The 24,131-nt window shown below is 47.1% G+C and carries 18 protein-coding genes and 2 pseudogenes; 12 read left to right on the top strand and 8 right to left on the bottom strand.

Going from position 1 to position 24,131, the window contains the following annotated elements; all coding sequences use genetic code 11:
• The 7 genes and pseudogenes from ACKPCE_RS14595 to hisB form a co-directional block, all read left to right on the top strand.
• Nucleotides 1–453 (top strand): annotated as a pseudogene (locus ACKPCE_RS14595) (protein-disulfide reductase DsbD domain-containing protein); the annotation flags it as partial.
• Nucleotides 454–600: 147 nt separating this feature from the next.
• A pseudogene (locus ACKPCE_RS14590) lies at nucleotides 601–2,040 on the top strand (protein-disulfide reductase DsbD family protein); the annotation flags it as partial.
• Between the two features lie 119 nt (nucleotides 2,041–2,159).
• The gene (locus ACKPCE_RS14585) at nucleotides 2,160–3,704 is read left to right on the top strand and encodes a hypothetical protein (protein ID WP_319505717.1); all 1,545 of its coding nucleotides are present in this window, start codon (nucleotides 2,160–2,162) and stop codon (nucleotides 3,702–3,704) included.
• A 298-nt stretch (nucleotides 3,705–4,002) separates the two neighbouring features.
• Nucleotides 4,003–4,854, top strand: coding sequence for an ATP phosphoribosyltransferase (gene hisG / locus ACKPCE_RS14580; protein WP_024996760.1), 852 nt, complete (start codon nucleotides 4,003–4,005; stop codon nucleotides 4,852–4,854).
• 21 nt (nucleotides 4,855–4,875) lie between these two features.
• Nucleotides 4,876–6,165: a histidinol dehydrogenase gene (hisD, locus tag ACKPCE_RS14575; RefSeq protein WP_319505716.1), complete on the top strand. Its 1,290-nt coding sequence runs from the start codon at nucleotides 4,876–4,878 to the stop codon at nucleotides 6,163–6,165.
• 12 nt (nucleotides 6,166–6,177) lie between these two features.
• On the top strand, nucleotides 6,178–7,218 hold the full coding sequence (gene hisC, locus ACKPCE_RS14570; protein WP_319505715.1) for a histidinol-phosphate transaminase: 1,041 nt from the start codon (nucleotides 6,178–6,180) through the stop codon (nucleotides 7,216–7,218).
• Nucleotides 7,219–7,230: 12 nt separating this feature from the next.
• Nucleotides 7,231–8,355 (top strand): bifunctional histidinol-phosphatase/imidazoleglycerol-phosphate dehydratase HisB, encoded by a 1,125-nt coding sequence (gene hisB / locus ACKPCE_RS14565; RefSeq protein ID WP_319505714.1) that lies wholly within the window; start codon nucleotides 7,231–7,233, stop codon nucleotides 8,353–8,355.
• Between the two features lie 318 nt (nucleotides 8,356–8,673).
• On the opposite strand, the gene ACKPCE_RS14560 is transcribed toward hisB, so the two are convergent.
• Nucleotides 8,674–8,817, bottom strand: a complete 144-nt coding sequence (locus ACKPCE_RS14560) for a hypothetical protein (protein ID WP_319505713.1) — start codon at nucleotides 8,815–8,817, stop codon at nucleotides 8,674–8,676.
• Nucleotides 8,818–9,095: 278 nt separating this feature from the next.
• Between ACKPCE_RS14560 and ACKPCE_RS14555 the strand changes: the two genes are divergently transcribed.
• Nucleotides 9,096–10,793, top strand: coding sequence for a glycoside hydrolase family 43 protein (locus tag ACKPCE_RS14555; RefSeq protein WP_407655040.1), 1,698 nt, complete (start codon nucleotides 9,096–9,098; stop codon nucleotides 10,791–10,793).
• A gap of 134 nt (nucleotides 10,794–10,927) precedes the next feature.
• Here the strand turns inward: ACKPCE_RS14555 and ACKPCE_RS14550 are convergent, their stop codons facing one another.
• A complete protein-coding gene (locus ACKPCE_RS14550) occupies nucleotides 10,928–12,880 on the bottom strand; it encodes an NAD(+) synthase (RefSeq protein ID WP_319505712.1) in 1,953 nt (650 codons plus the stop codon).
• Nucleotides 12,881–13,066: 186 nt separating this feature from the next.
• Here ACKPCE_RS14550 and ACKPCE_RS14545 point away from each other — a divergent pair, with 186 nt between their 5' ends.
• From ACKPCE_RS14545 to ACKPCE_RS14530, 4 genes are all read left to right on the top strand, one after another.
• Nucleotides 13,067–13,483 carry a Fur family transcriptional regulator gene (locus ACKPCE_RS14545; RefSeq protein WP_319505711.1) on the top strand — a complete coding sequence of 139 codons (417 nt, stop codon included), beginning with the start codon at nucleotides 13,067–13,069 and terminating at the stop codon, nucleotides 13,481–13,483.
• A gap of 19 nt (nucleotides 13,484–13,502) precedes the next feature.
• Entirely contained in the window at nucleotides 13,503–14,060 is a 558-nt protein-coding gene (locus ACKPCE_RS14540) for an NADH peroxidase (protein WP_319505710.1), read from the top strand.
• 102 nt (nucleotides 14,061–14,162) lie between these two features.
• A complete protein-coding gene (locus ACKPCE_RS14535; RefSeq protein ID WP_319505709.1) occupies nucleotides 14,163–15,407 on the top strand; it encodes an exonuclease SbcCD subunit D in 1,245 nt (414 codons plus the stop codon).
• 17 nt (nucleotides 15,408–15,424) lie between these two features.
• Nucleotides 15,425–18,484, top strand: coding sequence for an AAA family ATPase (locus ACKPCE_RS14530; RefSeq protein WP_319505708.1), 3,060 nt, complete (start codon nucleotides 15,425–15,427; stop codon nucleotides 18,482–18,484).
• A 22-nt stretch (nucleotides 18,485–18,506) separates the two neighbouring features.
• On the opposite strand, the gene ACKPCE_RS14525 is transcribed toward ACKPCE_RS14530, so the two are convergent.
• The 6 genes from ACKPCE_RS14525 to ACKPCE_RS14500 form a co-directional block, all read right to left on the bottom strand.
• Nucleotides 18,507–19,685 carry a metallophosphoesterase gene (locus ACKPCE_RS14525; protein WP_319505707.1) on the bottom strand — a complete coding sequence of 393 codons (1,179 nt, stop codon included), beginning with the start codon at nucleotides 19,683–19,685 and terminating at the stop codon, nucleotides 18,507–18,509.
• A gap of 146 nt (nucleotides 19,686–19,831) precedes the next feature.
• Nucleotides 19,832–20,482 (bottom strand): hypothetical protein, encoded by a 651-nt coding sequence (locus ACKPCE_RS14520; RefSeq protein WP_024996777.1) that lies wholly within the window; start codon nucleotides 20,480–20,482, stop codon nucleotides 19,832–19,834.
• A 14-nt stretch (nucleotides 20,483–20,496) separates the two neighbouring features.
• Entirely contained in the window at nucleotides 20,497–20,994 is a 498-nt protein-coding gene (locus ACKPCE_RS14515) for an RNA polymerase sigma factor (protein WP_024996778.1), read from the bottom strand.
• Nucleotides 20,995–21,092: 98 nt separating this feature from the next.
• On the bottom strand, nucleotides 21,093–21,980 hold the full coding sequence (locus ACKPCE_RS14510; RefSeq protein WP_024996779.1) for a vitamin B12 dependent-methionine synthase activation domain-containing protein: 888 nt from the start codon (nucleotides 21,978–21,980) through the stop codon (nucleotides 21,093–21,095).
• Entirely contained in the window at nucleotides 21,977–23,323 is a 1,347-nt protein-coding gene (locus tag ACKPCE_RS14505; protein ID WP_319505706.1) for a dihydroorotase, read from the bottom strand. The genes ACKPCE_RS14510 and ACKPCE_RS14505 overlap by 4 nt, the downstream gene beginning before the upstream one ends.
• Complete coding sequence (locus ACKPCE_RS14500) at nucleotides 23,320–24,063, bottom strand: polyprenol monophosphomannose synthase (RefSeq protein ID WP_319505705.1); 744 nt, start codon at nucleotides 24,061–24,063, stop codon at nucleotides 23,320–23,322. The genes ACKPCE_RS14505 and ACKPCE_RS14500 overlap by 4 nt, the downstream gene beginning before the upstream one ends.
• Nucleotides 24,064–24,131: the final 68 nt, after the last annotated feature.

The raw sequence follows: 24,131 nt of genomic DNA, 5'->3' as shown, positions 1-24,131 counted from the left end.
ATGAAGAAAATCTGTTTGTGGTTGTTTGTCTTCACCCTGGCCGCTTTGAACCTGCAAGCGCAGATCAAAGAACCGGTGAAGTTCAAAACCTCCTTTAAAAGTATATCGCCAACCGAAGCCGAAATCATATTTTCGGGTACCATTGACAACGGCTGGCATGTGTATTCAACCAATCTGCCCGATGGCGGTCCCATATCGGCTACGTTTAATGTAGATAAGCAACAAGGTGTTCAGCCTGTGGGTAAGTTTCAGGCAAAGGGAAAAGAAATAAGTACCTTTGATAAACTCTTTGAAATGCAAGTGCGTTACTTTTCGCACGCCGTTCAGTTTGTGCAGAAAGTAAAGATTACCGGTGCTACTTACCACATAGAAGGATACCTGGAGTACGGCGCATGCGACGACGAAAGTTGTCTGCCCCCCACACAAGTTCCTTTCAAGTTTTCGGGTAAGGGCGTAGAAGGTGGTGCGCAAGCCTCATCGGCTACAACGGCCGATAAAACCACGCAAGCCGCCGATGAAGCAGCTGCTGCTACTGCTGCGCTGAACGTTGACTCCCTAAAGAATGTAAATGACAGCAGCTCCGTTGCTGCCGTTGCAGTAGGGGCAACCGACCTCTGGGCGCCTGTTATCAATGAATTGCATGCTTTTGGCGAAACAACATCGCAACAAGATATGTCGTGGATTTACATTTTCATTACCGGCTTTCTGGGCGGACTACTCGCACTGTTTACTCCCTGCGTGTGGCCCATCATTCCTATGACGGTAAGTTTTTTCCTCAAACGTAGCAAGGACAAGAAAAAAGGAATTCGCGATGCGTGGACGTACGGTGCTTCTATTGTGGTTATCTACGTAACGCTGGGATTAGCTATTACGCTGATCTTCGGTGCCAGTGCCTTGAATGCGTTGTCGACCAATGCCGTGTTCAACATCCTTTTCTGCTTGATGTTGGTGGTCTTTGCCGCCTCTTTCTTCGGAGCCTTCGAAATAACTTTGCCTTCTCGTTGGAGCAGCGCGGTTGACAGTAAGGCTGAGGCTACCAGTGGTTTGCTGAGTATTTTCCTGATGGCCTTTACCTTGTCGCTGGTTTCGTTTTCTTGCACCGGTCCCATCATTGGTTTTCTATTGGTGCAGGTATCAACAACCGGCAGCATTGTAGCACCCGCCATCGGAATGTTGGGCTTTGCCATTGCATTGGCTTTGCCGTTTACGCTCTTCGCCCTCTTCCCTTCGTGGTTGAAGTCCATGCCTAAATCGGGCGGATGGATGAATGTCATCAAAGTTACTTTGGGATTTCTGGAACTGGCCTTTGCACTCAAGTTCCTTTCCGTTGCCGACTTGGCCTACGGTTGGGGAATCTTGGATCGTGAAACCTTCCTGGCGTTGTGGATTGTGCTCTTTGCCCTGTTGGGATTCTACTTGCTGGGCAAAATCAAGTTCCCGCACGATGATGACGACACCCGCGTAAGCGTGCCTCGTTTCTTTATGGCTCTGGCTTCGCTTGCCTTTGCCATGTATATGGTTCCCGGTTTGTGGGGCGCACCGCTTAAAGCAGTCAGCGCCTTCTCGCCCCCCTTGAAAACACAGGACTTTAACCTATACACAAACGAAGTACATGCTAAGTTCGACGATTATGACGCAGGCATGGAGTATGCCCACCGAAACGGCAAGCCCGTGATGCTCGACTTTACCGGATACGGATGCGTGAACTGTCGTAAAATGGAGTTGGCTGTTTGGACAGACCCAACGGTAAGTAACTTGATTCAGAACGATTACGTGCTGATTACGTTGTACGTGGATAACAAAACCAAACTTCCCGAGCCGATTAAGGTGACGGAAAACGGAACCGAACGTACGCTGCGCACATTGGGTGATCGGTGGAGTTACCTGCAACGCGTGAAGTTTGGTGCCAATGCCCAACCGTTCTATGTGTTGATTGATAACGAAGGAAAGCCGTTGAACAAATCGTATGCATACGATGAAGACATTAGCAAATATGTAGACTTCCTCCGAACAGGACTAGATAACTACCGTAAGAAATAAATATTCGGTTACCGATTAGAAAAGAGAAATGCCCGGCCAGATAAACTTTGGTCGGGCATTTCTGCTTTTGTTAAATAAATATGTTTATATTTGTGGCATTCATTCTAAACTATATAACAATGATAACACGCAAATGCCTTTTAACACTAAGTCTCTCACTCTTCTTTACGTTACTGTTTATTACGCCTGTTTCGGCACAAGTACTTCCCGCTTTTAAAACCACACGAACGTTAGTTTACGAACCCGTTTATAAAGACAGCACATGGACTACCGGCAAGGTGGTAGACTTTATCTATTTTGCGAAGTATGATAGCTTGGGACGTGTTTCTGTGTATAATGCCTTGACTCCTAATGGTTCGGCTCACAAGAAAATACTTTTTCGCTATAACAAAGAAGGACGCGTATCCGATGAAATATATGCCACAGCTGCCGATGGGATAGTGAAATACTGGAAATATCAATATAACCAACAAGGCTTGTTGAACTTTGTCGCCGTCTTAAATGACAAAGGAGATACTCTGTCGGTTCAAACCGCTTTGCGAGATGCAAAAGGCCGGGTGGTGAAGAAAATGCTTAAAGATTATCAAAAAGGAACTACTCAAGGCGAACAATTGGTTTACGATGATCTGGGGAAACTCATTAAAAAAGTAATTTCTTTGCCGAACGGTAAGTTCAAGATACAAGATAAGAGCTTTTGGCAAGGTGATACTTTGCTTGTGAACAATAACTATGCCTTCTCACACCGTCCCCTTTTTGAAGAACGCAAAGAAGATGAACGCATAGTGGAAACAGATGACTATGGAAACTGGACGGTGAAATATGAATTTGAAAAAGATAGCACACAACCTGATTTCATTCTTTGCCGGACGATTGAGTACGCAGGTGTGCAAAATGACTGGAAGGACATGCTGTTGCAGGGAAAGGTCAAAAGCGTTCGTCAATCATCATACGTAGCCATTCCCAAAGGTCCCAATGCACTTGACAAAGGGCAGAAGAAAGGTCTCTTCTTTTTCTATTCATTCGATCAGAAAGGGCATAAAACACAAGAACATACATTTACTGACCAAGGAGTGCTCACGGCAAAGAAACTTTATGAATATGATGCAGCTGGAAAGCTGAAAAGCCAAATGTGTAAGTCGCCCACCGGCACTTTGCTAGAGAGGAAGGAATACAATTACGGAAGTGGTGGTCGCCTGAGAGCAGCCTCCGTGTATGATAAGCAAGGTAAGAACTATAAAACAGAAGTCTATCGCTATGATCTCGAAGGGAACCGTGTTGTGGAAGCTGCCTTTCTTAACGACGGAACCAAATGCAAGGAACTTCGATACAAATATAATTCGTACGGATTGCCCGTTGAAAGTGAAGTGGTGCAACAGTCGGACAAAGAAGCAACTATTTATCCCTTTAAGCGTGAGTGGGACTTTGAAGGCCGGCTTCTGGCCGAGGCCATTTTTTTGTTCCCCGGCGTAGGAAGGCATCTCTACACGTACCGTTACAACAGCAAAGGACAAATTATAGGAGGTACCGAACAGCCCGATGGGCAGCCGGTTGTGAGTTACACTTATAAGTTTCACAAAGACGATGCCGGTAATTGGAAAATTCGTATTAAGTACGTAGATGATGTGCCGGTGTTGTATGAAGAACGTGAATATACCTATTATTAGCACTTCCACGGCTGCGATGTAGAAGACAAAGAGCTTGAATTACCCCTATTTGCTAACGATTCCTCATTAAATAAATGATTTTTGTGATAAATCTTTGGTGGTTTAAAAGAAATGCTTTAATTTTGTCGCTGTAAACAATAGAAATATGAGATATACAACTACACATCATCATCATTCTCCTGGCGAATAACTCGGTGGGCGTGTATGATTTTGTCTAGAAATGATATAGTGAGGCTTGCCGGTAAGGTGAGCCTTTTTTTATTCCCATAGGTAATATAAATTAGAAAAAGATAGAATTATGTTAAGAATTGCAGTACAGGCCAAAGGCCGTCTTTTCGAAGAAACAATGGCTCTTCTCGAAGAGTCGGACATCAAGTTAAGCTCTTCCAAACGCACCCTGCTGGTGCAGTCGACCAACTTCCCCGTAGAAGTTTTATTCCTTCGTGACGATGATATTCCCCAATCGGTGGCAACCGGTGTGGCCGACATCGGCATTGTGGGAGAAAACGAGTACGTAGAGAAGGAAGAAGACGCTGTGATCATTAAACGTCTGGGATTCAGCAAGTGCCGCCTCTCGCTAGCTATTCCCAAAGACATTGATTACCCCGGTTTGCAATGGTTTGACAACAAGAAAATAGCGACTTCTTATCCCGTTATCCTCAAGAAACACATGCAGGCCAACGGCATCAAAGCCGAAGTGCACGTTATTACCGGATCGGTTGAAGTGGCACCCGGCATCGGACTAGCGGACGCCATTTTCGATATCGTAAGCTCGGGTTCTACGTTGGTGAGCAACCGGTTGAAGGAAGTGGAAGTTATTATGAAGTCGGAAGCACTGCTTATTGCCAATAAAGAGCTGAGCGAAGAGAAGAAAGAAGTGCTCAACGAACTGCTTTTCCGTATGGATGCAGTGAAAACAGCAGAAGATAAGAAATACGTGCTGATGAACGCCCCCAAAGAAAAACTCAATGAAATTATTGACGTACTGCCGGGAATGAAGAGTCCCACGGTGATGCCTCTGGCACAAGAAGGCTGGTGTTCGGTGCACACTGTGCTCGATGAGAAACGTTTCTGGGAAATCATTGGCAAGCTCAAAGCCCTTGGTGCCGAAGGCATTCTGGTATTACCCATTGAAAAGATGATTTTGTAAACCCCCGTCAAACCAACTGTTATGATACTGATTAACTATCCCCCGAGGGAACAATGGGCCGAGATACTCCGTCGCCCGGCGCTCGACACGGAAAACCTCTTCGATACCGTTCGGAGCATCATCGATAGGGTGAGAGCCGAAGGCGACAAGGCGGTGCTCGACTACGAAGCCCGGTTCGACAAAGTGGAGCTTGCTTCGCTGACCGTAACCGAAGAAGAGATGCAAGAAGCCGTTGAGGCCGTGGGAGTGGAGCTGAAAGCAGCCATCTACCTTGCACAAAAGAATATAGAGACGTTTCACGCCGCCCAACGCTTCACCGGCAAAAAGGTGGAAACCATGGAAGGCGTTACTTGCTGGCAAAAGGCAGTGGGCATTGAGAAAGTAGGCTTATACATACCCGGCGGCACCGCACCGCTATTCTCTACCGTACTCATGCTCGCCGTTCCCGCTAAACTGGCCGGATGCAAAGAAATCGTTCTGTGCAGTCCCCCGGGAAAAGACGGGAAAATACACCCCGCCGTTCTCTTTGCCGCACGCGTGGCAGGAGTGAGCAAAATCTACAAAGCCGGAGGAGTACAAGCCATTGCCGCCATGGCATACGGAACAGAAAGCATACCGAAAGTGTACAAGATATTCGGCCCCGGTAACCAATACGTTACCGCTGCCAAGCAATTGGTGAGCTTGCGCGACGTAGCCATTGACATGCCCGCAGGCCCTTCGGAAGTAGAAGTGCTGGCCGATGAAACCGCCAACCCCGTCTTTGTAGCGGCCGACTTGCTGTCGCAGGCAGAACACGGAGCAGACAGTCAGGCCCTGCTCATCACCACTTCGGAGAAGCTGCAAAAAGAAGTGATGTATGAGGTGGAACGCCAGTTAAGTGCCCTTCCCCGTCGTGACATAGCCGCCAAAGCCCTCGAAAACAGCAAGCTGATTGTGGTGAAGGATACGGAAGAAGCCTTGCAGATGACCAACGAATACGCCCCCGAGCACCTCATCATCCAAACAACCGATTACCACCAATTGGCAGAACGAGTGACCAATGCCGGTTCTGTGTTCCTCGGTCCGCTCTCGCCCGAAAGCGCAGGCGACTATGCGTCGGGCACCAATCACACCCTGCCTACCAACGGATACGCCAAGGCATATAGCGGAGTGAGCCTCGACAGCTTCATCCGCAAGATTACTTTTCAGGAGATATTGCCGCAAGGCATGTGCGCCATCGGACCAGCCATCGAAGTCATGGCGGCCAACGAACAGCTCGATGCACACAAAAATGCCGTTACCGTGCGATTAAACAGTATAAGGAAACAATAAATCAGCCAAACGATGAAGACATTAAAAGAACTGACACGTCCCAATATATGGGCATTAAAGCCCTATTCTTCGGCGCGCGACGAGTACAACGGAGCCGCAGCATCGGTCTTTCTCGATGCCAACGAAAACCCGTACAACCTGCCGCACAACCGCTATCCCGACCCGCTGCAACGTGATTTGAAGGCAGAACTGACCCGAATCAAGCAGGTGAAGATCGAGAACATCTTCCTGGGAAACGGAAGCGACGAAGCAATCGACTTGGTCTTTCGCGCTTTTTGTGAGCCGGGAGTGGACAACGTAGTGGCCATTGATCCTACTTACGGCATGTATAAAGTGTGTGCGGATGTGAATAACGTGGAGTACCGCAAGGTGTTGCTCGATGATGCGTTTCAGTTTACGGCCGACGCACTGCTGGCAGCGACCGACGAACACACCAAACTCATCTTCCTCTGCTCGCCCAACAACCCTACGGGGAATGATTTGCTTCGCACGGAGATAGAGAAGACATTGGCAGTTTTCAGCGGACTAGTTATTATCGATGAGGCGTACAACGACTTCTCGTCGGCCCCTTCTTTCTTGCAGCAGCTCGATAAATACCCCAATCTGGTGGTGTTTCAAACCTTCTCGAAGGCATGGGGTTGCGCAGCCATCCGTTTGGGCATGGCGTTTGCTTCGGCAGAGATTATCAGCATCTTCAATAAAATAAAGTATCCCTATAACGTCAATCAGCTAACACAACAGCAGGCGCTGAGCATGTTACAACGATACGATGAGATAGAGGGATGGGTAAAGGAACTGATAGCGGAGCGGGGCCGACTGGTGGATGCTTTCTCTACACTGACTTGTGTGAAGGAGATTTTCCCGTCGGATGCCAACTTCTTCCTGGCACGCGTAACCGATGCCGGTGCCATTTACAATTACCTGGTGGCAAAGGGCATTATTGTGCGCAACCGCAGTTCCATTTCTCTTTGCGGCAACTGCCTGCGTGTTACGGTGGGCACGCCGGCCGAAAACAAAACTTTGCTGGAGGCTTTGCAGGCTTACGGCAACTAATCGTTTCATGATATGAAGAAAAAAGTACTGTTTATAGATAGAGACGGCACGCTCGTAGTGGAGCCGCCTGTTGATTATCAGCTGGATTCGCTGGAGAAACTGGAGTTTTACCCCAAGGTGTTTCGAAACCTGAGCTTCATTCGCAGCAAGCTCGACTTTGAATTTGTGATGGTAACGAACCAAGACGGACTGGGCACGGCTTCTTTTCCCGAGGAGACGTTTTGGCCGGCGCACAACCTGATGCTCAAAACGTTGGAAGGCGAGGGCATTATGTTTGATGATATATTGATTGATCGCAGTATGCCGGCCGACAATGCGCCTACCCGCAAGCCCCGCACGGGCATGCTGACTGCCTACCTCAACAATGACGATTATGATTTGGCCGGAAGTTTCGTGATTGGCGACCGGGCTACGGATGTGGAGCTGGCTCGCAACCTCGGCTGTCGGGCCATCTTCCTGCAAGATTCTACGGAATCTCTTCGGGAAAAAGGACTTGAGGAGGTCTGCGCTTTGGCAACAACCAACTGGGATCGGGTGGCGGAGTTCCTCTTTGCCGGTGAGCGCAAGGCGGAAGTGCGCCGCACAACCAAGGAAACGGATATAGCGGTCTCCTTGAATCTCGACGGGCACGGGAATTGCAACATCACTACCGGACTGGGTTTCTTTGACCACATGTTGGAACAGATTGGTAAGCACTCGGGCATGGATCTAACCATCAATGTGAAAGGTGATTTGGAGGTGGACGAGCACCACACCATTGAGGATACGGCCATTGCATTGGGCGATTGTTTGTATCAGGCGCTGGGCAGCAAGCGTGGCATTGAGCGTTACGGCTATGCTTTGCCTATGGATGATTGCTTGTGCCAGGTATGTCTGGACTTTGGCGGTCGTCCGTGGTTGGTATGGGATGCCGAGTTCCATCGCGAAAAGATTGGTGAGATGCCTACGGAAATGTTCCTGCATTTCTTTAAGTCGCTGAGCGATGCCGCCCGCATGAACCTGAACATCAAAGCCGAGGGACAGAATGAACATCACAAGATTGAGGGAATCTTCAAGGCGCTGGCGCGTGCTTTGAAGATGGCCATCAGGCGAGATATTTATAACTTTGAACTACCCAGTTCCAAAGGCGTGCTTTAGGCGAATTAAAAGATAAAATAAAAGGCCAAACACTTGACTTTGGTTATATAATGTATTATCTTTGTCAACATAATCCTATAGTACATTCAATTTATTATAGGCGTAAAGGCAGGAGCTCCAACTCCTGCCTTTTTTCGTTTTGCACGGTTCATTTTTTCTCCCGGACGGTTGCTTATTCCCATTTGCACGGTAGCAAATGGTCCGCGACAAACCGTCTCTTGGCCGTGAGACGGTTTCTCATGACCCAAAAGACGGTTTCTCTTTTCAAATTGCTCGTTATCTTTTTCAAATCGGCCGTTATGTTTTTCAAAAAGTTGGTTATGTTTTGCCCAATTCTTCCTGATCACTTGCGCACGACTTCTGGTTAGTTAATAATATATAAAGTTGCTCTTGACAAGTTTTACCCTGTTTGTAAGCATTCGGAAACTCTTTGTGGAAGATACGCTCATTTACACTTTCCATACTGCCAACTTATCATTTGATACACCTTAATAGATCATAAGTCCCCCTCCAAAGGCCTTATGTTTTCTGTACACAAGAATATGTAACATAAATCAGCGTGTTTGTTACGTACAAAAAGGTATCTGAAACAAAATAACAATAAGGGTAGGTTAGAATCTTCTAATTTTGTTTCCTAGATAATTAAATCAATTTTTAAATCTTATCATTGTTTTATGATGAATATGAAATGTACTTATCCTTTTGGTTTAACGCGACAATTACTATTGTTGGCATTGGCTATGTTAACGGCTTTTAGTTCCGTTCCATCTGTGTATGGTAAAAGCAAGCCGAAGTCGGGCAAGAGCGCCAAAGGCCCTCTTTTCTCTCAATTTGTATACCAAGGCGACGATGACGTTTACAAGAACCATCCGTTAGCTACCGGTGAGTTTTACAACCCCATTCTGCAAGGATGTTATCCAGACCCCAGCATCACCCGCAAAGGTGACGACTACTACCTGGTCTGCTCTTCTTTTGCTTTCTTCCCCGGAGTGCCCATTTTTCACTCCAAAGATTTGGTGAACTGGAAACAAATTGGGCATGTGCTCGATCGTACTTCACAACTCAAGGTGCACGACACGCCCATGAGTGCCGGTGTGTATGCGCCCGATATTAAGTACAACGCGAACAATGATACGTTTTATATGATTACCACACAGTTTGCCGGCGGATTCGGTAACATTGTGGTGAAGACAAAAGATCCGATGAAAGGTTGGAGCGATCCGGTGAAACTGGCTTTCAACGGAATTGACCCGTCTCTTTTCTTTGACGATAACGGCAAAGCGTACGTGGTACACAATGATGCACCCGAAAAGGACTTATACCAAGGTCACCGTGTCATCAAAATATGGGAGTATGATGTAGAGAAAGATGCTATTATTCCGGGAACCGATAAGGTAATTGTAAACGGTGGGGTGGATCTTTCAAAGAAGCCTATCTGGATTGAAGCACCGCATATTTATAAAAAGGACGGAAAGTACTACCTCATGTGTGCCGAGGGCGGTACAGGCGGTTGGCACAGTGAGGTGATTTTCGTGAGCGATTCACCCAAAGGTCCTTATGTGCCGGCAGCCAATAACCCCATTCTTTCGCAAAGATACTTGGCGAAAGATAGGAAGAATATGGTCGACTGGGCGGGTCATGCCGATTTGGTGCAGACTCCCGAAGGCAAATATTACGGTGTATTCCTCGCTGTTCGTCCCAACGAAGAGAAAAGAGTGAATACGGGCCGCGAAACATTTATATTGCCGGTTGACTGGAGCGGTGAGTTTCCTGTTTTTGAAAACGGATTGATCCCGATGGAACCGAAGCTTAAAATGCCTCAGGGAGTTGAGAACAAGACCGGAAAAGACGGATTTCTGCCTAACGGTAACTTTACTTTTACCGATAACTTTACCAACCCGGCTCTTGATTATCGCTGGATTGGTGTGAGAGGCCCGCGCGAAGAGTTCGTGAGCATCAGCAATAAAGGAATGGAAATCAAACCGTTTGCAGCTAACATCAAAGAGCTGAAACCTACGTCTACTCTTTTTTACCGCCAACAACACAGACATTTCTCGGCTACCACCACGCTCAGCTACAAACCGCAATCAAATCAGGAACTGGCCGGATTGGTTTGTTATCAGAAAGAATCATTTAATTATGTATTCGGAATAACCAAGATGGACAAAGATTTCTATGTGGTGCTGGAGCGCACGGCCAGAGGAAAGTCGGCTGTCATTGCAAGTCAGAAGATCAGTCTCGACGGACCGGTTCAGTTGCAAGTAAAAGCCGTGGGCGATAAGTATCAGTTTGCTTACGCTTTGAATCAGGGCGATTTTGTAAATCTTGGCGGCACCGTGTCGGGCGATATTCTTTCTACCGATGTGGCAGGAGGATTTACCGGCAGCTTAGTGGGCTTATATGCCACAACAACCAATGATGTTGTTCCACAACCTTGAGCTTTTTAATTGGGTTTATTAAATAGTCGTTTTCAAAACAATCACTGGCAAGGTAATGCTTGTTGTAAGTCTCGGCTTACAACATTGCATTACCTTGTTTTTTGTTTATCTCTGCCTTCAAACAAAGAGTTGTTTTACTTCAACGCTTCGATCTCTTCCAGCCAGCCGGCGGATGAGGCATCACTCGGCATGCGCCAGTCGCCTCGGGGACTGATGGAAATGCTTCCCACTTTCGGCCCGTCGGGCAGGCACGAACGTTTGAACTGTTGGGAGAAGAAACGGCGGAAGAACGTGTGCAGCCATTTCTTGATGGTGTCACGGTCATACATTCCTTCAAAAGCAGCTATGGCCAGATAGAATATTTTCGAGGGGCGGAAGCCGAATCGCATAAAATAGTAGAGGAAGAAGTCGTGTAGTTCGTAAGGTCCTACCAAGTCTTCCGTTATCTGTTTGATGTTACCGTTCTCGTCGGCCGGAATCAGTTCCGGGCTGATAGGCGTGTCGATAATATCGAGAAGTGTGTTGCGCGAGTCATTGTCAACACCATGAGTTGCCACCCATTGCACCAGGTATCGCACCAGTGTTTTGGGAATGCTGGTGTTCACGGCATACATTGACATGTGGTCGCCGTTGTAAGTAGCCCATCCCAAAGCCAGTTCCGAAAGGTCGCCCGTGCCGATGACCAGTCCGTTTACCTGATTGGCTACGTCCATCAATATCTGTGTGCGTTCTCTGGCCTGCGAATTCTCGTAGGTAACGTCGTGCACCTCGATGTCGTGCCCGATATCTTCAAAGTGTTGTATGCAGGCCGCTTTAATATCTATCTCCCGAATGCTCACACCGAGTGACTTCATTAGTGCCAGCGCATTGTTGTAAGTACGGTCTGTAGTGCCGAATCCAGGCATGGTAACCCCTACGATTCCTTCGCGAGAAAGCCCCAGCTTGTCGAATGTCTTGACACAAACCAGCAGAGCCAGCGTGGAATCCAGTCCGCCCGATATGCCCACCACTACTTTAGTCATCGAAGTATGGTGCAAACGTTGAGCCAGTCCGCCTACTTGAATGGCAAAAATCTCTTCGCACCGTTCGTTGAGCGCTGTGCCCTGCGGTACAAAAGGATGAGGTGCAAAGCGACGGGTGAGGTGTAGTTCCTTGCTGTTCATCAGTCCGGCTTGAATGCGCGTAGCCGCTCCGATGCCCAGATTGGCACGGTTGGCGGCAAAAGTGGTGTTCATGCGGCGTTCTGTGCGCAGTCGTTGCACATCAATTTCGCTGACGGTAAGCTGTTCGCCCAGCGCAAAGCGTTCGCTTGCTGCCAGCAAACTGCCGTTTTCATAAATCAGTCCGTTGCCGCCAAAGACAACATCGGTGCTCGACTCGCCGAATCCGCAGGCAGCGTATACGTAGCCTGCCAGGCAGCGGGCCGACTGCTGGCTGATGAGTGAACAGCGGTATGCATGTTTGCCGATGCATTCGTTACTGGCCGACGGGTTGAAGATAATCTCCGCACCCTGCAAAGCCAAATGAGAACTAGGCGGAACGGTAGCCCACATGTCCTCGCAAATTTCAATGCCAAAGGTGGTGTTGCAGGCTTCGAAAAGCAGGTGAGTACCCAGGGGAACCATCTCTCCGCAAAGGCGTACGGACGTTTCAACCAGTTGGGCCGCCGAGGTGAACCAACGCTGCTCGTAATATTCTTTGTAATTGGGCAGGTAGGTCTTGGGCACAACGCCCAGTATTTTACCTTTCTGTATCACTACGGCCGCATTGATCAGGGTGGCGTTAACGCCCAAAGGCATACCTACAATAGATACTATGTCGAGCTGACGGGTGTTGTTCAGGAGCATCATCAGCGCCATTTCCGACTCTTCCGTTATCAGTCGCTGGGCAAACAAATCACCGCAAGTGTATCCGCTAATGCTGAGTTCGGGAAATACAATCATCTGTACCCCTTGCTGTTCAGCCTCCTTGATGAGAAGCTCCATGCGCGAAACATTCCATTTACAGTCGGCCACCTTCACCTGAGGTATTGCAGCCGCTACCTTCACAAATCCGTAGTTTACCATATTCTCTTTATTATAAGACATTGCTGCCCGTATCGTTTCCGTACTGCAAAAATAAAAAATATAATTCATACTTGTTCTTCAAAGCAGAAATACATCGTCTTTCATGTTACGTAACACACCAAAAAGAGTTGTTTACTCTTTGGTTTATTCAATCTCTTTGTTACCTTTGCATAAGATTCAAATTTGTAATGATTACAATTGCGTGACATGATAAACATAACCGCTCATTTGCTACAATACAATATAAAACCGTCCGTTCAGCGTATGGCCATCATGCAATATTTGCTGGAGTACAAGAGCCATCCGTCGGTCGACGAGGTGTACAATGCACTGGCGCCGTCAATTCCTACTTTATCAAAAACAACGGTGTACAATACCTTGAAGTTGTTTGTAGAGCACGGAGCAGCACAGATGTTAACCATTGATGAGCGAAATGTTTGTTTTGACGGTGATACGACTCCGCATGCACATTTCTTGTGTAAATGTTGCGGGAAGATATACGACTTGCCCATGCCGGCACCTGTCAAAGAAGTGATGCCCAATGTGATTGACGGGCATGAGATAAATGAAATGCACTACTACTATAAAGGGTTCTGTAAGAACTGCTTAAATAATAATGACTAATTAATTAAAATTCTGAGAAATGAAAAAGAAATTTAGATGTACCGTATGTGGTTACGTACACGAAGGTGATGAGGCTCCTGAGAAATGTCCGCTTTGTAAAGCGCCTGCAAGCAAATTCGTTGAGGTGATTGAATCTGTAGGCGGTCCTATGACTTTTGCCGACGAGCACGTAATTGGCGTGGCTAAAGGTTGCGACGAAGAAATGATTAAGGACCTCAACAATCATTTCATGGGCGAATGTACCGAAGTGGGTATGTATTTGGCTATGAGCCGTCAGGCCGACCGTGAAGGTTATCCCGAAATTGCTGAAGCATTCAAACGTTATGCGTGGGAAGAAGCTGAGCATGCTTCTAAGTTTGCTGAGTTATTGGGTGACTGTGTGTGGGACACCAAAACAAATCTTCAGAAACGCAAAGATGCCGAACAAGGTGCTTGCGAAGACAAAAAACGTATCGCTACTCGTGCAAAGGCGTTGAACCTCGATGCTATTCACGATACCGTACACGAAATGTGTAAGGATGAGGCTCGTCACGGAAAGGGCTTCGAAGGTCTTTACAACCGTTATTTCGGAGAATAAGTTTCACTTATCTCTTGATTTTAAAGGGCTGCAATTTGCAGCCCTTTCTTTTTATTCCTTATTTTTGCAAGTGATGTTTAGTTTGAAAACACATAAATCATTATGATACGCATACTGCATACGGCCGATTGGCATTTGGGACAAAGTTTCTTTGGTTATGACCGCACGGATGAGCACCTGCATTTTCTCGACTGGTTGTGTGACACGATCCGCCAACACGACGTGGATGTGTTGATCATTGCGGGTGATGTATTCGATGTGTCGAATCCTTCGGCGGCTTCGCAACGCATGTTTTACCGGTTTGTGAGCAGGGTTACAACGGAGAACCCTGCTTTGCAACTGGTTGTTGTGGCGGGAAATCACGATTCGGCAGCGCGACTGGAGGCTCCGCTGCCTTTGTTGCAGGAAATGCGGACGGAAATTAAGGGCGTAGTGCCCAAAAGCGAAGGTAAACCTTTGTACGATGACTTGATTGTGGAACTGAAAAATGCCCGCGGTGAGGTGGAAGCTTTGTGTTTGGCGGTGCCGTTTTTGAGGCAGGGCGACTATGTTGTGCCCGAAGGTGCTGAGAATACGTATGCCGCCGGGGTGCGGATGTTCTATCAGGAACTGGTGCAATGTGCTGCTCTTCGTCAAACGGAGAATCAGGCATTGGTGGCAGTGGGGCATTTGCAGGCGGTTGGCTCTGAGATTGCAGAGAAGGATTATAGCGAGCGAACGATTATAGGCGGATTGGAGTGTGTGTCGCCCGATGTGTTCGATGAGCGGATTGCTTACACGGCATTGGGGCATATTCACAAGGCGCAACGGGTGTCGGGCAAGGAGCATGTGCGCTATGCCGGGAGTCCACTCCCCATGTCGTTTGCCGAACGCAACTACCACCACGGGGCGGTGCTGGTCACATTGGCCAATGGCAAGCTGCAATCTATCGAGAAGTTGCCTTACCATCCGTTGGTGTCTTTGTTGAGCGTGCCGTCCGGTGAGGCTGTTTCTCCCGGGGAGGTGCTGGAGTTATTGAGTTCTCTGCCTCCGCGTGAAGAGGAGTTGTCGGCTCCGTATCTGGAAATAAAGGTGTTACTGGCTGAGCCTGAGCCGATGTTTCGGAATGAGGTGGAGGAGTTGGTGAAAGACAAGCAGGTGCGATTGGCGCGGATTGTTTCTTCTTACCGGAAAGAGTCCGTTTCGGCTTCCGAAGAGAAGGTGGTGGAAGAAGGACTGGAGGCGATGGATCCGTTGCAGATATTGAAGGCGACTTTCGAAAAGACGTATCAAACGGATATGCCCAACGAGATGGTTGAATTGTTTCAGGAGGCGTGCCGGCTGACGGCTTTGAATGATAATGAGTAAGGATTGAGGGAATTGACATGAAGATATTAGCCATACGTTTGAAGAATTTGGCTTCCATAGAGGGAAGTTTTGAGGTGGATTTTACTGCGGAACCTTTGGCTTCGGCCGGAATCTTTGCCATATCGGGACCTACAGGTGCGGGGAAGTCGACTGTGCTCGATGCGCTTTGTCTGGCGCTGTACGACAAAACGCCGCGCTTTGCTGCCACGGGTGAAAATCAGTTCCTCCGTGATGTGGGGGAGGCGATGATCAACCAGTCGGATGTGCGCAACATTCTTCGCCGGGGAACGGGTGAAGGGTATGCGGAGGTCGACTTTCTGGGTGCCACGGGTCGTCGTTATCGCTCGCGCTGGTCGGTTCGTCGGGCGCGGGGGAAGGCTACGGGTTCGTTGCAGGCGCAAACCATTCAGGCGTGTGATCTGGATACGGATGCGGAGTTGCAGGGTACCAAAACGGAGGTGTTGGGACAGCTGGCCGGATTAGTGGGACTGACGTACGAGCAGTTTACCCGCACGGTGTTATTGGCGCAAAACGACTTTGCCACGTTTCTCAAGTCTAAGGAATCGGCCAAGGCGGAACTGCTCGAGAAGTTGACTGGAACGGATATTTATTCGCGCATTTCCAGAGAGATTTACCAGCGTAGCAAGCTGGAGGAAGAGGCTTACAAACGGGTGAAGGAAACGCTGGGATTGGTTGAACTGATGAAGCCCGAAGAATGGGAGGCTTGTGTGAAACAAAAGCAGGAACTCACCGTTGTCAGGGAGCAGGGGGTGCGACAGTTGGCTTTGCTTACGGAACAGTTGCAAACGTTGCAGGCGTTTGTTGGCCAGCAGACTTTGTTGGCTCAGAAACAAAAGGAAGAGAGTGAACAGGGACGGAAGTTGGTTGCTTTGCAGGAAGGGTTCGACAAGCAGCGGACGGAGCTGGAGGTGTTCCGTCAAAAGGTGGAGGAGTTGCAACCGGAACTGAATGCGGCGAGGGAGCTCGACGTGAAGATTCAGTCGGCAAACCTGACTTTCACCGAAGCGCAGGCTTCTTTGCAGAAGGCTTGCAGGGAAAGGGAGGAAGCGGAAAGGCAGGTGGTCGGAAAGCAGCAGTTGGTTGCCGGTTTGGAAGGTCAGTTGCAGGCGCAGGGCTTGCGTCAACGTTTGGCAAAGATGTCCGCAGGTGTTACCGATGGGGTAGTAGCCGAACAAATTTCTTTTTCTGAATTATCGTCGGTCTCCACCGGTAACCGAATGCAGGAAGCATTGAATCGGGCGGAAACTCTGTTGCAAACTGGGCGACAGGTGTTACTGAAGCAGCGGGAGTCTGCCGAAAAGATAAAGAATCAGCTGGCTGTTTTCGATATAAAAGCGCTTGGTAGTGAGCAAGCGGTGTTGCTGAAAGAGCAAGAGCAATTGCAGTCGGCCCGCCATACCTTTACCGATTGGGAAAGGGTGAGCAAGGAGTTGCGGGAGTTAATGCTTCAACAGAATCAACTAAAGGCTCGCAAACAAAAGGCAGGTGAGGATGTGGCCGAACTCGAAACACAGCATCGTGTATGGCAGGAGTCTTTTTCCGGTTTACAAAAGGTGTATGAAAACGCCCGCAATGCCATGACGCAAAATGTGGAAGCCTTGCGTGCGAATTTGCTTGAAGGAGAGCCTTGTCCGGTGTGCGGCAGTCGCGAACATCCTTATGAGCAACCTTCGGAGGCTTTGGATGAGCTGTTTCAGAGTATTCAGGAAAAGTACCAACAGGAAGAAAAGAAGGTACAGGAAATTGGCAATAAGAAATCGGCTCTTTTGGGTGAACTGAAGCAAATTACCGAACAAGAGATAACGGTTGCTGCACAAACGGCTCGTTTGCAGGAGCAGGAAAAACAGTGTTCCCTGAAATTGAGTGCATGGAAGGAAAAGGCCGGTGACGAAGCCGACTTGTTGCAATGGCTGGAAGTGGCTTTGGAAAAATGTCGCAAGCGCGGGGAGGAGATAACTCGTAAGGTGCAGGAATACGAAACGATTAATAAGGAGTTGCGGCAACAAGAGGAGGCTACGGCTTCTTTGCACAAAGAGTGCGAGGTGCTTGTGGAAGCTATTGGCGATGGTAAGTTGAAAATGCAGGAGTTGCAGGCAGTGAGTGAACGTCTTGCCCTGCTCAAGCAAACGGAAGAAAGGGAGAAGGAACGTTTTAGCCAGGCTGATAAGAATTTGAAGGACTTTCAGCAGCAACGTGCATCTTTGCTCAAAGGCAAACCGATTGAGGATGCGGTGGCAGCGGTAAAGAGTCACGAGGCAAAGTTGGTCGATGCATTGGAGAAGTGCCGGGGGGAATTGGAGAACGGCAAGCTCGTCTTGTCTGGCATTCAGGGGGAAATTCGCCGCTTGTCGGATACGTTGAAGGAGCTGAATGAGAAAAAAAGTCTGATTGAAGAGCCGGAGCAATTGCCCGGAATACTGGAACGGCAGAAAGAGGTTAATCTGGAAAATGATCGTGCCCATTCCGCAGTTGAACTGAGACTGTTGCAGCACGAGCAAAACCAAAAGCGTTTGCAGGAGCTGGAAAAGGAATTGATTGAAAAGCAAAATTCATTCTTGAAGTGGGAAAAACTGAATAAGTTGATTGGTAGTGCGGATGGTAATAAGTTTAAGGTAATTGCCCAGGGGTATACGTTGAATTTGCTTTTGTTGCATGCCAACAAACATTTGTCGTACTTGTCGCGCCGCTATCGTTTGCAACAGGTACCCGATTCGCTTGCCCTGCAAGTTATTGATGGCGATATGTGCGATGAAGTGCGTACAGTTTATTCGCTTTCGGGCGGGGAGTCTTTCCTTATTTCGCTGGCGTTGGCGTTGGGACTTTCTTCGTTATCAAGCAATAATTTGCAGGTTGAGTCTTTGTTTATTGACGAAGGATTTGGTTCGCTGGACGCAGAAAGTTTGCGTATGGCCATGGAGGCTTTGGAAATGTTGCAGATGCAGGGACGCAAAATCGGTGTGATTTCACACGTGCAGGAAATGAGTGAACGAATTTCTGTGCAGATACAGGTGCATAAGTCGGTTAACGGAAGAAGCCAGATTCGGGTTGTTGGTTAACCCGGATCCGGCTTCTTGTTATTTATTCAGCACTTCCTTGTTGCAAGGTAAGGAGGGTAATTTCAGGCCAGGCGCCAAAACGGAATGGCAATCCAACGAAACCCAGTCCGAGGTTTACATAGAGTCCGCGTTCTCCTTCTTTATACATCCCTTTCCATTCGGGATAAATGAAGGAAGAAGGCGAATGGTTTCCCCAGGCCATTTGCATGCCGTGCGTATGTCCGGCCAGCATCAGCTCAATGTCCGATCTAGATAGCACTTCTCTTCGCCAATGAGTGGGGTTGTGGCTAAGTAGCAATTGAAACATTCCTTCGGTGCCCTGCATGGCTTTCACCAGGTCACCGTGCTGAGAAAAGGGAGGTTCACCTTCGTTTTCCACACCTATCAGGGCTATGCTGTCGTTCCCTTTGTGTAGAATAACATGCGAATTATTGAGCATTTTCCAGCCCATTTCCGTTTGCCTTTCATGTAATTGACGGAGGTTCTTGGCCTGATCGGCCTTACTTTTCCAGCGGAAGTACGGACCGTAGTCGTGGTTGCCCAAGATAGAATAGACTCCGTCTTTGGCTTTCAACTGTGAGAGTATATCCTGAAAGCCATCTAATTCGGAGGCTTTGTGGTTAACCAAATCGCCCGTGAACACGATGAGATCCGGTTCCAGCGCATTCACCCGGTTTACTGCTTCCTGCATGGCTTCTTCATTGCCCCTCCAGCTTCCGATATGTATGTCAGATAACTGAACGATGCGATAGCCGTTGAATGCAGCGGGTAAGTTGCCTGCGTGGAAGTCGACTTCCTTAACTTCAAAGCGTGTTTTGCCGATGGCCGATCCGTACACAATAATACCTGCCAACAGGGTGGCAACTGCTATGCCTAAAAGGGTAAACGGAGTTTTGGGCCAATGTAGCAGTACATGGAAGGGCAATCCTAACAGTGAGATGATCATGAAAAGGAGCTTAGGCAGTACAAACAGGAAAAACACCACTGCAAACCAGCCCATCCAGTGTCCGCGGTCTTCCAGGAAACTACTGCTTCCGAAGAAAAACAACAGAGCCAGTCCGGTTAGTAACAGAATGGAAGGAACGAAATACAAACACCGCCATAACAAGCTGTCGGTGAGTCGCACAATGAACATCTTATAAATATAAATGTCGGGCACTATCAGTGCTACGGCCAGAATGGCCATTATTCGTTGAATCATACGTTTGGTTTTGTTTTTTAATTAGTGATAACATAAAAATATTTCCGGTTGTTCACAACAAAGGTGAATAACCGGAAATATAATAACGCAGAGGAACCCCTTCTTATAACCAATAGGAGTAAAGAATACGCTTTTCAATGAAGTGATTATGCTCTGAAGTTATCGTCAGGCGCCTCTGCGATATGAAGTCCTTCAAGTTCTTCTATATTCTTTTTAATAGTATCTAAATGACTATAAATAAGCTTTTTATAAACCAGGTAGATGATGCAGACATCTACCAATAGCAGCAAAGATATAATAATTACCTGAAATAGCAAGGGTTTATGATACAAACCTACTAAATAGTAATATAAACTGGTAAAGAGTACGGCCCATACGGAGATGGCTATTACTTCATACTTCATCCAGGAACGGAATTTATTCATCCGAAGGGCTACTTGTACAATGGGCATTTCGTCAACTTTCGTGTCTCTGACCCACTGGTATGTTTTCAGATCCCAGAAAATTCCCAGAATGATGGTGACTGCAAAGAAAAGACACAGTATGCACGATTCATCTTTCAGGTTTCCGGAAATAAAACGGGGAAGTATGCACCACAATGCTACCACAATCAGAATGGCTGCGATGCCGATACTAACTGATAAGCGTTGCCAACCGGCCAGTCTTCTGATACTCTTGCCGGCATTGCTTTTGTATGTTGAGATTAGCTCACTGAGCTTGTCTTCGTCAACCAATCTGTCTTTTTGCAAATGCTGGTCAAGTGCATTCCACGATTTTTTTAACTCATCCAATTCCATATAGCTAATTCTTTTTATTCGTTGCTCTTCTTCATCTTTCTTAACTTCTCTTTGATGCGATTCAGCTTTGTTGCCACATTGGTAACCGTAAGACCTGTTATTTCACTGATCTCTTCGTAACTTTTTTCTTCCAGATAAAGCAGAATAATGGATTTGTCAAGTTGTCCTAACTGACCGATGAGGTAATACAGTTCCTTCAGCATCAGCTGAAAACTGTCTTGCTCTTCAGTCATCCATTCGCTTTCATAGGGAGTGAGAGTCACGATCTCGGGCACATTTTTTTCTTTACGGATAAAACTGATGCATGTGTTCAAAGCAATTCTGTAAATCCATGTGGAGATTTTACATTCACCCCTGAACTTAGGATACGCCCTCCATAGGTTCAATACCACATCTTGATACAAATCGTTGAGTGTGGCATTCCTGGAAGTATAGAGGTAACAAACTTTATAGATTACCCGCTCATACTCTTTGATAACGGACAGGAATTCCTGTTCTGTGTTCACATTCATTTTCCGGAGATTGCTTTTTAAAAGGTTAGTCGTTTAGTACCGCTTAAAAATCACACAACGAAGTGATTTTTTTGTTTATGGAGTCATTGGATTGTGTCTTATTGTAAGTTGGCAGCCAGAAACTTCTTCATTTCCTCTACTGTCTTACCACGTCTTTGCGCATAGTCGGCCAACTGATCTTCGCCTATCTTTCCTACGGCAAAGTATTGTGACGCCGGATGCGAAAACATAAGTCCGCAAACAGATGCATGGGGATACATGGCACCGTTCTCGGTGAGCTTGATACCAATTTGTTTCATGTCAAGCACTTCATCGAGCAGGAAGTTTACCGATTGGTCGGGTAACGAAGGATAACCAACCGCCGGTCTTATTCCCTGATACTTCTCAACCATGAGGTCTTTCATGCTGAGGTTTTCATCTTTGGCGTAACCCCAGACTTCCTTGCGTACGTATTCGTGCATCTTTTCGGTGGCAGCTTCAGCCAGCCGGTCCGACAATGCCTGAACAATAATATGCTTATAGGGATCTTTCTCAAATAAACCTTCCATGTCGGCATCAATGCTGGTTGCAAAAGCGCCTACCGTGTCTTTGATTCCCGATGAGAGGGGGCGTACAAAATCACTCAGACAAAGGAAAGGGCCTCCTTCTCTTTTCTTGGCTTGCTGCCGGAGTAGCGGAAACGTAACACCGTCGATGATGAGATTGTCGCCATCGGAGTTTGCTTCGCACAACTTAACGACCGACTTAATTTCAAAATCTTCATCGAGTTGGTTGAGCATGCGGTTGGCATCTTTATACAACTGCATGGCCTCGGCTGCCTTAGCTCTGTCTTCTTCCGGGAACCCGGCTAACCAAGACGCGCGGCAGGAGTCGCATCCGTGAATATCTGCAATTGCGGCAAAGCGAGGTTGAAATCCCCAAGCATGGAAAAAGTAAATCCAGTTGATGTACTCGGATACCTCATGAATCTTATACTTTATAATCATCTAAAACTTAATCTTTGTCCGCGATACGTTTCATCAATTTGCCCTTGTGAGTAAACCGGATGTCCGTTAACGAATGTGTTCTGTACCGCCCAATGAAAAGTGGTACCTTCCAGAGGACTCCACTGACACTTGCTCAGAATCTGTTCCCGGGTTAACTCCCAGTCGCTTTTAGGACGTACCAAAACCAAGTCGGCCTGATAGCCTTGACGAATATATCCGCGGTTATTAATACTATAAATTGTAGCAGGTGCGTGGCACATCTTTTCCACCACCTTTTCAATAGTAAACACTCCTTCGTCAACAAGGTTCAACATACTGACCAAAGAAAATTGAATCATAGGCATTCCCGAAGCAGCTTTCAAAGCTCCTCCTTCTTTATCGGCCGGCAAGTGAGGTGCATGATCGGTTGCAATGGTGTCAATCAAATTACTGTTCACAGCTGCACGGAGTGCTTCCCTGTTATTGGCTTTTTTTATAGCCGGATTGCATTTGATGCGGGTTCCCAGTCTTTTATAATCTCTTGCTGCGAAAACAAGGTGAGGTACACAAACTTCTGCTGTGATTTTCTTTTCTTTAACCGGAATTTCGTTGGTAAACAAACCTAGTTCCTTTGCTGTAGAAATGTGTAATATGTGCAAGCGCGCCTTTTCTTTTTGTGCTAGTTTTACAGCCATTTTTGAAGAGGCATAACAAGCTTGCGTAGAGCGTATCAGCGGATGATAGCCAATCGGGAGATCATCGGCGCCATTGAATTTTTCTTTGTAATGGTTCTGATTCTTTTTGATGATATCGGGGCTTTCACAATGCGTGGCTATCAGTAAGTTGGTAGAGCTGAAGATGTTTGACAGGCTTTTTGCACGGTCAACCAGCATGTTACCGGTACTGGAGCCCATGAAAAGTTTTATGCCGCACACACTATGCTCATCCAACTGCGAAAACTCTTTGTAATTGTTATTGGTTGCACCGAAATAACAAGAGTAATTCACCGAAGATTTTTGAGCCATGATGTCGAGCTTCTCATGCAGCGCACTCAAGGTTACAGTGAGCGGTGTGGTATTGGGCATATCCATTATTGATGTGACTCCACCGGCTGCGGCTGCTTTGCTTTCGGTGGTAATGTCTGCCTTGTGTGTCAGTCCCGGATCTCGAAAATGCACGTGCACATCAATAATACCGGGTAGGAGGTAGCATCCTGTTGCGTCAATAACTTCCCCGCAAGGATTTTGAGGCGTTACGCCCGCAGCCAGTATTTCGGCTATTTGTTCACCTTCAATAACGACGGACCCCGTAAATAGTTTCCCTTCGTTCACTATCGTAGCGTTTTTGATGAGAATACGTTTCATTTTTTCTGAGGATATTTATAAAACCAACTGTTTATCTTTAATTTAATAACTCCGAAAACGGCTTCGCCGAATATACTGCTATTCATTTTAGAACTTCCCAATTCGCGGTTGATAAAAATAACCGGTACTTCGGTTATTTTGAACCCGCATTTGTATGCCGTGAATTTCATCTCTATTTGAAAAGCATATCCTTTGAAGCGGATTTTGTCTAATCGTATGGTTTCGAGCACTTCTTTGCTATAGCATTTGAAACCGGCTGTTGTGTCGTGCACAGGCATTCCGGTAATGATGCGTACGTATTTGGAAGCAAAATAGGACATTAAGACTCTTCCCATCGGCCAGTTTACCACATTGACTCCACTGACGTATCTGGAACCGATGGCTACATCGGCACCTTCTTCGTGACAAGCTTTGTATAAACGGGGTAAATCATTCGGATTGTGAGAAAAGTCGGCATCCATTTCAAAAATGAAGTCGTATTGATGTTGCAATGCCCAGTTGAACCCTGCAATATAAGCGGTGCCCAATCCTAATTTGCCTTTTCTTTCCAATATAAAAAGCTGATCAGTGAATTCGGTTTGCAAGGATTTTACAATGGCAGCAGTTCCGTCGGGTGATCCGTCATCGATGATAAGAATGTGAAATACCTTTTCAAGTCCAAAGATTGCACGAATTATGTTTTCTATGTTTTCCCTTTCATTATATGTGGGAATAATTACAATGCTGTCCGATGTCTGCATATAGGAGTTTTGTTAAATTGAGAAACAAATGTACTCTTTTTCTTGTAGTTATAAAAAAGAATGCATGA

This window comes from Bacteroides graminisolvens, from assembly GCF_963666085.1.
Classification (GTDB): domain Bacteria; phylum Bacteroidota; class Bacteroidia; order Bacteroidales; family Bacteroidaceae; genus Bacteroides; species Bacteroides graminisolvens.
The sequence above is the reverse complement of the archived record's forward strand: the minus strand, read 5'-3'. Positions and strand labels throughout refer to the sequence as shown.